This window comes from uncultured Thiocystis sp., assembly GCF_903866365.1.
Lineage (GTDB): Bacteria > Pseudomonadota > Gammaproteobacteria > Chromatiales > Chromatiaceae > Chromatium.
In genome coordinates this window covers 1-9,303 of sequence record NZ_CAIPNF010000062.1, presented here as the reverse complement: position 1 = coordinate 9,303, position 9,303 = coordinate 1, and the positions used below count along the sequence as shown (strand labels likewise).

General features: G+C 59.5%; 12 protein-coding genes and 1 tRNA gene. 6 read left to right on the top strand and 7 right to left on the bottom strand.

The genetic code is table 11. The annotated features are described in order from the left end of the window. Positions 1-422 precede the first annotated feature (422 nt). The 4 genes from QZY07_RS03930 to QZY07_RS03915 all read left to right on the top strand — a co-directional run bounded on the left by QZY07_RS03930 (position 423) and on the right by QZY07_RS03915 (position 2,356). The gene (locus tag QZY07_RS03930) at positions 423-710 is read left to right on the top strand and encodes a hypothetical protein (RefSeq protein WP_295399938.1); all 288 of its coding nucleotides are present in this window, start codon (positions 423-425) and stop codon (positions 708-710) included. Between the two features lie 265 nt (positions 711-975). After that, positions 976-1,290, top strand: coding sequence for a DUF5132 domain-containing protein (locus tag QZY07_RS03925; RefSeq protein ID WP_295399936.1), 315 nt, complete (start codon positions 976-978; stop codon positions 1,288-1,290). After that, positions 1,287-1,784, top strand: a complete 498-nt coding sequence (locus QZY07_RS03920) for an HMA2 domain-containing protein (RefSeq protein ID WP_295399934.1) — start codon at positions 1,287-1,289, stop codon at positions 1,782-1,784. Before QZY07_RS03925 ends, QZY07_RS03920 begins: the two co-directional genes overlap by 4 nt. A gap of 224 nt (positions 1,785-2,008) precedes the next feature. Then, the gene (locus QZY07_RS03915) at positions 2,009-2,356 is read left to right on the top strand and encodes a hypothetical protein (RefSeq protein ID WP_295399932.1); all 348 of its coding nucleotides are present in this window, start codon (positions 2,009-2,011) and stop codon (positions 2,354-2,356) included. A gap of 27 nt (positions 2,357-2,383) precedes the next feature. Here the strand turns inward: QZY07_RS03915 and QZY07_RS03910 are convergent. Next, positions 2,384-2,468, bottom strand: a tRNA-Leu gene (locus tag QZY07_RS03910). 397 nt (positions 2,469-2,865) lie between these two features. Here QZY07_RS03910 and QZY07_RS03905 point away from each other — a divergent pair. Further along, positions 2,866-3,456, top strand: a complete 591-nt coding sequence (locus QZY07_RS03905) for a hypothetical protein (protein ID WP_295399930.1) — start codon at positions 2,866-2,868, stop codon at positions 3,454-3,456. A 90-nt stretch (positions 3,457-3,546) separates the two neighbouring features. On the opposite strand, the gene QZY07_RS03900 is transcribed toward QZY07_RS03905, so the two are convergent. The 4 genes from QZY07_RS03900 to soxX form a co-directional block, all read right to left on the bottom strand. Continuing rightward, positions 3,547-4,221: a rhodanese-like domain-containing protein gene (locus QZY07_RS03900; RefSeq protein ID WP_295399928.1), complete on the bottom strand. Its 675-nt coding sequence runs from the start codon at positions 4,219-4,221 to the stop codon at positions 3,547-3,549. Positions 4,222-4,283: 62 nt separating this feature from the next. Continuing rightward, complete coding sequence (locus tag QZY07_RS03895; protein ID WP_295399926.1) at positions 4,284-4,838, bottom strand: hypothetical protein; 555 nt, start codon at positions 4,836-4,838, stop codon at positions 4,284-4,286. A gap of 78 nt (positions 4,839-4,916) precedes the next feature. After that, the gene (soxA, locus tag QZY07_RS03890) at positions 4,917-5,756 is read right to left on the bottom strand and encodes a sulfur oxidation c-type cytochrome SoxA (protein ID WP_295399924.1); all 840 of its coding nucleotides are present in this window, start codon (positions 5,754-5,756) and stop codon (positions 4,917-4,919) included. 27 nt (positions 5,757-5,783) lie between these two features. Beyond that, a complete protein-coding gene (gene soxX, locus QZY07_RS03885) occupies positions 5,784-6,164 on the bottom strand; it encodes a sulfur oxidation c-type cytochrome SoxX (protein ID WP_295399922.1) in 381 nt (126 codons plus the stop codon). Positions 6,165-6,628: 464 nt separating this feature from the next. Between soxX and soxB the strand changes: the two genes are divergently transcribed. Further along, positions 6,629-8,410: a thiosulfohydrolase SoxB gene (gene soxB / locus QZY07_RS03880; protein ID WP_295399920.1), complete on the top strand. Its 1,782-nt coding sequence runs from the start codon at positions 6,629-6,631 to the stop codon at positions 8,408-8,410. Positions 8,411-8,505: 95 nt separating this feature from the next. On the opposite strand, the gene QZY07_RS03875 is transcribed toward soxB, so the two are convergent. Together QZY07_RS03875 and QZY07_RS03870 are read right to left on the bottom strand one after the other, a co-directional pair. Then, a complete protein-coding gene (locus QZY07_RS03875) occupies positions 8,506-9,078 on the bottom strand; it encodes a Uma2 family endonuclease (RefSeq protein ID WP_295399918.1) in 573 nt (190 codons plus the stop codon). A 37-nt stretch (positions 9,079-9,115) separates the two neighbouring features. Further along, positions 9,116-9,303: hypothetical protein (locus tag QZY07_RS03870; protein WP_295399916.1), on the bottom strand; the 188-nt coding region annotated here is incomplete at its 5' end.

Genomic DNA, 9,303 nt, shown 5'->3' with positions numbered 1-9,303 from the left:
GCTTTTGCCTAAATTTCATGTGTAAGTCAAACTGCAACAATCTAATTTCATTAGATAAACTTTCTGAACAGACTCTAAGTGACTGCAACAAACCTGCGTAGTCAGGGCTTCCAGCCCTGAGCGGACAGGCCAGGATGGCCTGTCTACGCAGTGGACCACCTCCGTGAACAAGACTTGCGCGCAGTTGTACTAGCATACGTCAGGGTCGCCGGGTCATGGAGACCAAAATCCGCACTGAACAACTATGCTTATTTTGTCGAGGCTGCTCGCGTCAGGAGCAGCGTCAGGGCAGTGGATGACTGCCCGGGCGTGCAATTCCCGGGTGCGCGATGCCCTCAGTTCCGGCACCGACGATCACAACCGATCCGCTGCGAGCGCCGCGGGTCACGATTGCCAACGTTTGCAAGGTGGAGGATGAAGTCATGTGTGAAGAAGTCATGCGAGAGACTGAACCAATCGCCGGTTCGTCCGTGACCGGCATCGCGGAGGTCATGAGAGACGGCGCAGCCGCCGGTGCGCGAGCCGCACACGATCTTTGGGATCTGCTGGGTGGCGGGGTCGCGAAAGGAGTCTATGGCAGTGCCTACTCTCTTGCCTATGGGGCCACCTTTGGCGCGATGCTCCTCGGGCACCTGATCCCGCGCGAGAGCTTGATGATCAAGGGTCTGCATGATGGCGCGGGCGCGGCTTTGACGGCCTTCGATGCGTGAGAGCATCCTCAGATTGGCCGCACCCGAAGGGACGCCGGAAGAGGCGGTGACCGCCTGAAGAGACGGTGACGGCTCAAGAGACGTCTTCAGTCGACAACTGATTCTGGGAGGCACCGCTCGGAGTGGCGGTGCGGAGGGATTGCGATGCCGTTTGAAGAATGGCGCTCTTGCTCGGATGCGATTTTCCCTTCCGCGGGACGATCCACATGGCCTAGCGATCAACCTTGGCCTAAGCATCGAATTGCCTTATCAGAAGAGGGTCATCATGGTACAGCTCGATGAGCTCGTCGGCGGTCAGTCCTTTGCCAAAGGCGTCGCCCTGGGGTTAGGCGTGGCCGTCCTGGTTCCCGTGGCCGTCATGGCACTGGCGCCCGCGATGCGGCCGCTCGCGCGCTCCGCGCTTAAGGCGGAAATCCTGGCCGATGAGAAAGGTCGCGAGGCCGCGGCCGAACTGGGCGAGATGATGGACGATCTGGTCGCCGAAGTACAAGACGAGCTCGTGGAAGAGCGGGCGCGCGCGGCGGCCAGTCAGGCTGAAGAGGTGGTCGAGGCCGGTGCGCGGTCCGGATCGGCGACATGACCCCAAAGGTCAGGCTTGTCCACAAGGCATCGGGGCGCCTGCGTCTGCGCGTGGCCGAGCGACGCGAGGATCGTCTCTGGCTCAACGCGGCCGCCGAGCGCATCGCTGCGCTTCCCGGTGTCGAGACCGTCGAGATCGGTGTCCCGACCGCAAGTCTCCTGGTGCGTCACGCGGCGCCCGAGGACATCGAGCCAGCCCTGCGGGGCCTTAACATCTGGTCCTTCGAGGACGGGGATCCGACGGAGCCGCCTCCATTGGACGTCTTGACCGCGACCTTTGGCTCGCTGAACCGCGAGCTGCGTCAGGTGAGCGAGAATCGGGTGGACTTGCAAACGCTCACCTTTCTCCTGCTGGTGGGCCTGTCCATTGCGCAGATCCTCAGAGGCAGGTTCATGGTGCCGGCCGCCTCCCTACTCTGGTATGCACTCGAGTTGGCGATGAACGACCGGTCGCCCTCGTCGGATCAGAAACCTTCCGCGCCTTCGTCTCGATAAGCCCAGAGGGTCGGACGCACCGTTGCGCCCGGCGGCAGAAACGAATCGGCCCCTGCCAGCCTGTCTTTCAAATAACCCCATTGACGCCAGACGCATGGTATAGAGTCAGTCGCTGATTCGTGCGTGGACGGGCACCCGAATGGCCAAAGCGATCTGACCAATATTGCGTTTTTCGCGTTTCGGATGGTAATCGGTCAGCCCCCTGGGGCTCGATTTTGCGTTATGTGGATCAAGCGCCGTTGCTCAGGCGGCCGCCGGCTGCGGCAGAGCTGGCGTGGGCAATCCGCAGCGCCGTTGTCGAACGCACTGCGAAAGACATTGGGACATCAAAAGCAGAAACCGCCTTTGTAGAACTGATGGTCGCGTATCTGAGTAACAGCGAGAAGAAGCGCAGCGTCCAAACGGATCGTTACCGCGCAATCAATCTGAGAGCCTCTTTTGCCAGACAGATCATGAATCGCCTCGAACAGCACGATCCTATCCTAATGACGGAGAAATACGCGCATCTGGCGCTGGACAACCTGCGCAGCGCAATCGCCCGCCTCGATACGCCGCGTCACGTCGCCGTCTGACGGCAGACAGAAAAGCCGGTAAGTCATTGGTGCGCAAGGGGGGACTCGAACCCCCACGGATTGCTCCACTGGAACCTAAATCCAGCGCGTCTACCAGTTCCGCCACCCGCGCAAGCAGGGGGATATTACAATGGATTGCCGAAAAGCGGTATGTCTTGTAAGCGGTCGACCTTTCCTTGCGGCGTTACCGTAAAAGTCGCGCAGCGCTCGCTCGACCTCTCCCGCTTGGGTGGGGCCGGGAGGGAACGCACTTGGCGAGCCCGCGCTTTCATTGTCCGGGGTGGTGGCTCGCCATGTGTGTCAGGCGCGGGTTGCTCGCAGCAACCGTCGGCTCGATGCGCTCGACCGTCAGTGTCTCATGCCTTGCTGATCGTCCTGCCCAAGACTACCATGCAGGCATGCCTTCTCACGGGCGATCGGATGGACGGATCCTGCCCGTGCTTCAGCTATCGGCCATGCCATGTCCTCTCCATAGACGTGGATTTAGACGCTTTTCTCAGGAGAAGACGATGGCCAGAACAGTGATCGATGAGATCCTGGATCGCTTGCAAACGACCCAGCGGGAATTCGACCAGGAGATCGATCGTCTGCTCGCGGAAGGCCGCAAGCAGTTTCGCTATTCGTTGCGCTTCGGGAAAGTCGTTTTCGCGCGCGGCGCACGGCTTTTGCATCTGCGCCAGCGAACCGGTGTCTGGCAGTATCTCCGGCGCACTCCAGTGGCCTATCTTCTGTCGGCTCCGCTGATCTATGGCATGATCGTCCCACTCGTGATCCTGGACCTTTCCTTTACGCTGTTCCAGCATCTCTGCTTTCGCATCTACGGTATCCCGCGAGTCCGTCGCGCGGATTATCTGGTCATTGATCGGCACCGACTGGCGTATCTCAACTGGATCGAGAAACTGAACTGTGTCTACTGCGGATATGGCAACCAGTTGGTTGAGTATATTCGGGAGGTGATCGGTCGGACCGAACAATACTGGTGTCCCATCAAGCATGCTCAGCGCACCCTGGATCCGCATCGGCGCACCCTGCAATTCTTCGAATATGGCGATGCCCAGGCCTATCGCGAGAAACTGAGTGACTTGCGCAAGGAATGGTGAAGTGGTTGACAGGAGTCCAAATCGATCAGACGTTGGGAACGGGGCCAGAGTGGCCCCGTCCAATTCCGCGATCTGACTTTGGACGATCGATCAGGGCGTGACGGTGGTGAGTCCGACGCTGACCCAGTCCTGCATGCCGCCGCGATACCACTTTAATTTGTGGACGGGGTAACCGATGCCGACCAGGGTCTTGATGTTGGCGGTGGATTGCGGACACCAGATCCCGTTGCAGAAGAGCACCAGTGTTTTGGCGTCGCGGAAGTCCCATGCCCCGGTTGCCGCGTTCCGGCCAACGCCGAATTCGTCTTCCAGGATGTGATGAAAGCTGTCTGCCTCCGCTGGTGTCTCGAAGGTGCCAGCCGTGTCACGATTGATCCTGTTCCAGGGGATATTGATCGAGCCTGGGATGGTGCCGCGCATGACCCAGTCCGGGGTGCGTGAATCGATGAGCAGGAGATCCGATTCACCCTGGGCCATCCGGTGCAGAAAATCCAGCACCTCAAGCTCGCCCACGGTCTCGATACCGGGGGCGGCGATCATGGGTTCCACGCAGAATGGGGGGCAGCCACGATCGGTCTTCTGGAAGATTTCCGGCATGGTGGCGTGTCGGTCATGACCGCGCTTGATGGTCACGGTCGCGCCATTGTGGATGACATCGACACTTCCGAGTGTCGGAGTGATCTTGTTATCCTCGGCAAAGACGCTGGAGGCAGTGGCCAAAGAGACCATCAGCAGGACGGCGGACAACGGCATTTTTAATGGCATGATTCGGTTCTCCTGAACGAGATAATTGGGAGGCTAAGGACGACTCTGTGGCGATGGCCGAGTTACGGCTTTTTCGCCATATAGGCTGGGAAACCCACGCCTTTTTCTGCCAGCGATTGCTCGTAACCTAATGCTCCCTGGCGCGCGGCCTGGTTGGCCAGTTGGATTGCCTCGTCATATTTGCCTGACTTGGCGAGTCCCTCGGCATCCTTGATTAACTGAGCGGTATCGCGCCATTCGCCACCCACGGATGCCGCTTTCTTGCGGGCTGCCTCCGCTGCCACGATCGCTTGTTTGGCCTTGCTGTCGGCATCGGCGTCTGCCCCCGCCCCCTTTTCGCTGGTGCTCTGCTGGTAGGCAAAGCTGTCCTGCCGTCTCGCTTTGTCGGCAAGTTCAACCGCCTTCGTGTATTGCCGCAAGGGGAGAAGTTCCTCGGCTTCCTGGATCATCGCGGCGGACTCAGGCGCGGCGACCTTGGCGGACATCGCCGTGTCATGGGCGGCCTTGGCTGCGGCAATTGCCTCTTCGGCCTCGGCTCTGTGGGTTGCCCAGGCGTTGGGCATGACAATCATCAGGGCCGCGATCAAGGCGCCTGTTGAAAGACTGCGATTGTTCATTTTGTCGAAACTCCTCTCTCGTCTTTTGCGTGCGGGAAGGCGGGACGCGCTCCCCGTGGCTGATGCCTACCAGGCGGTTTACTTACGAGCGGCGGGGCCATTGAGTTCGAGGCCATTGTTCATGTAGGTCAGGAAGTATTCGAGATCCCGATACTCTTCTCCCTGGGCCTCAAAGGCTTTTGCTCCCACCTGTTCATTGCAGCCCACGAAGCGTCGATGCAGTGTCCCCATCTCGCCCCATTTCGAGCGATAGACCGGCCAGTGTGTCGTGTGACCGAGGGCTGGACTGAGGATCTCGGTGCGTAGCGTGGTGCCTGAATTCCCCAGGTGACAATGGGCGCAGGAAAAATTCAACTGGCCCCGACGGGCGAAATAGAATTCCTTGCCCTTTTCATACGCCTCGATGGCGCGCGGATCATCGTTCGGGATCTCGACCTTGGTCATCTGGCCGCGTGACTCAAAGGCCATGTACGAGAGCAGGTCCGCGATCAGACCTTTCTGATACGGCAGTGGTTTTTCTTTGTTGGCCGCCCGACAATTGTTGATGGCCAGCGGCAGAGTCACGACCATGCCAAGCTCTCGGTCCCAATAGGGGTATTTGCCGGCGAGCGCCGGACCATCCGGGAAACAGTCCTGATACCCCTTGCCATTGGCAAAGGGGGTGTTCCATAGGATCTCGCCGTTGCTGACGGCATTCTCGTAGGGTGGAAATTCCTCGATTGCCTCCCAGTTTTCACGGCCGACGGGGTCAATCGCGTAGACGCCGTTCTTGAAGTCATCCTCCGGCACATTCGGAAAGCGTGCCTTGAAATAGGACTGGAAAATCGCCTGGTCTTCCGCCGGGGTGGTAGCGATGACTGGGGCTGTCATCGCGCAGGCCAGGCCGGCCGCGATCAGCGATAGACTTGTCTTGTTCATGGTCGTGTGACCTCCGGTGATGATGGCTTAGAGGGACCAGATGTACTCGACGACATCGACGAACTCTTTCTGGGTCAGGATCTCATGCTTGCCAAAAGGGGGCATGACCGCCTCCGGGTTTTTGACGGTCGCATCCCAGATCTGCTTAGCCAGCGCCTGTTTGCTCGGGTAACGGGTCTGCATCGCGATCAGAACTGGACCAATGGCGCCGGGACTGTCTGCACCAACCATCGCATGGCAGGCGACGCAATTGCCTTTTGCGCGGTCGTTCACAACCGCTTTACCTGCGGCGGTGTCGCCCTTGAGAACCCAGTCAGGCATCTCCGCGAATGCCGCGCCGGTCGCCAGGGTCGAGAGACCCAGCGACAGAGCAAGCAGGCGTGGATGGGGAAAACGGATGAACAGCATGATAAAAGCCTCCTTAAGCTCTACCGATGTCGGTGCCGTGGGAGCGGATGGCTCCGATCCCCGGTGATTGTGATTGGTCTACGGCCGTTTCAGAATGACGTCACGCCGATATTGGTCACGCCATGCGTGGAATCGTCGTGGCCGAATCCTAGCACGGGCTCAGGGGAATGCACGACTCCGGCGATGGGTCTTTAAGCGTCGATTACCACTCCGGCCACTGGCGTTCGGTCCGCGCAGCGGACCCTATCGTAGGGTCCGCTGCGCGGACCATTGACCTTACGGCTTGGACGACAAAATGATCAAGGCCGGTCTTTATGGCGCGGACTCCACCTCCTCGCGGCGGTAGAGGACGATTCGCTCTCTGGTATTCCGGTCGCGAGTCCAGACATACTGGTGTGGCTCGCTCGCATGCTGGCGCACTGCCTCGCTCGTCTCTAAACCATCAATCTGGAGGAATCGGTCCAATGTCACTGTCCCGACGTGAATTCATCAGACTCCTGGGGCTGGCCGGCGCGGCTGGCATGCTGCCCGCGTCCGCCTTTGCCGCCCGGCGTCTTCCCGCGGATCTCTACGAAGTGCCCAAATTCGGCAACCTGACGCTCCTGCACATCACCGATACGCATGCCCAACTGAATCCGATCCATTTCCGCGAGCCGAATGTGAACATCGGGATCGGTGGCGCCTTCGGCAAGGCGCCCCATCTGGTCGGCGAGGCGTTCCTGAAACACTTCGGAGTCGAGCCCGGCGGGATCGAAGCGCACGCCTTCACCTATCTGAACTTCGACGAGGACGCCGCGAAATTCGGCAGCGTCGGCGGCTTCGCGCATCTGAAAACGCTGGTGGATCGTCTACGCGCCGAGCGGGGCGACGGTAACAGCCTGCTGCTCGATGGCGGCGATACCTGGCAGGGCTCGGGCACCGCTTACTGGACGCGCGGCATGGACATGGTTGGCGCGACCAATCTACTCGGCGTCGATGTCATGACGGGGCACTGGGAGTTCACCTATCGGGACGACGAGGTCATCCGCAACATCGGCGCCTTCAAGGGCGATTTCGTGGCGCAGAACGTCAAGGTTCGCGAGGAGGCGCTGTTCGATTATCGCTTTGCCGACTTCGCTGGCTTCGACGAGGATCTGGGTCTCGCCTTCAAGCCTTACACGGTCAAGGAGGTCGGCGGGGTCAAGGTCGCCATCATCGGTCAGGCATTTCCCTATACCCCGATCGCCAATCCCTCGCGGTTCATCCCGGACTGGACCTTCGGCATCGAGGACGGACGGATGCAGGAGATGGTCGACAAGGTGCGCGAGGAGGACCAGCCGGACCTGGTGGTGGTGCTCTCGCACAACGGCATGGACGTGGATCTGAAGATGGCCTCGCGGGTCACCGGTATCGACGTGATTTTCGGCGGGCACACCCACGACGGCATGCCCGCGCCGACACTGGTCGAAAACGCCAGCGGTAAGACGCTGGTGACCAACGCCGGTTCCAACGGAAAATTCCTGGGGGTGATGGATCTGGACGTGAAGGACGGCAAACTGCGCGACTTCCGCTATCGACTGCTGCCGGTCTTCTCGAATCTACTCAAGCCCGATCAGGGGATGCTCGACTACATCGCCGGGGTGCGAGCGCCTTACCAGGACAAACTCGAAGAAAAACTCGCCACCGCCGGGGAGACGCTGTTTCGGCGCGGCAATTTCAACGGCACCTTCGATCAGGTGATCTGCGATGCGCTGATCAAGGTACATGACGCGCAGATCAGCCTCTCGCCCGGCTTCCGCTGGGGTACGACCGTACTGCCGGGTCAGGCGATCACCCTGGACAATGTGATGGATCAGACCTGCATCACCTATCCCGAAACCTACCGTCGGGAAATGACCGGCGCCGAGATCAAGGCGATTCTGGAGGATGTGGGCGACAACCTTTTCAATCCCGATCCCTACGTCCAGCAGGGCGGCGACATGGTGAGGGTCGGCGGTCTGGATTATGTCTGCGATCCCACGGCGAGCATGGGCGAGCGGATTCAGGAGATGACGCTGAATGACGGAACCCGTATCGAGGCGGAGAAAAAATACGTGGTCGCCGGCTGGGCCACGGTCGGCAGTCAGGCGCCGGGAGAGCCGATCTGGGAGACGGTCGCGACCTATCTGAGGGATGTCAAGACGGTCAAAATCGCGCGGCTGAATACGCCGAAGCTCAAGAATGTCGCGGGGAATCCGGGGATTTCCAGCTATCCATCAATGGTTTGATGGCGTTGATCTGCCGGCTGGATGACAGGGAGGGGCAACCCGGCTGGGCTGACGCGCACAAGGCGTTGGGGGGACGCCGCGTCAGGCGCGGCGACTCATCCTGGCTCCACGCGCTCATAAATATCTTGCAAACGCAATTCGCCGCCGACCGAGGTCAGGATGACGGTCTCGTCCGGACGCTGATATTCCGTCAATAACCAGCGGTGATCGACCTGGCGAGCGTAATGCTCAACCCGGCATTCGTGCTGGGCGACCAGCAGATAATCCTGTAAGGATGATAGTGTGCGGTAATGCAGAAATTTGGCGCCGCGATCATCGCCTTCGGTGGAATCCGAAAGCACCTCGACGATCAGCACCGGATTGAGCAGCGTGTCGATCTGCGCATCCTCGAACTCCGGCTTGCCACAGGCCGCGACGATGTCGGGATAGGTATACATACCGGTCTCGTTGACCTTGACGCGCATGTCGTTGCTGTACACCTCGCAGAGTTTTCCGCGCATCTGCGTATGCAATGCAGCAAAGAGATTGCCGTTAATCACATTATGTTTCCGGCTGGCGCCGGTCATGGCGTGAATTTCGCCGTTGACGTATTCGTTGCGGGTTTCCTGTTGACGCTCCCAGGCCAGGTAATCTTGTGGAGCAAAAAACGCTTGTGCTTGTGCACTCATCGGTGTGCCCCTTGTACATCAGGCATTGAACACAAGGTTAAATATTGAGATATTTTAATTTATCAATGGATTGATGAAAAAGCCACTCGGGTAATAATTCAGTCAATACACTCAATACTGCCAACTGCCAACTGCCAACTGCCAACTGCCAACTGCCAACTGCCAACTGCCAACTGCCAACTGCCAACTGCCAACTGCCAACTGCCAACTGCCAACTGCCAACTG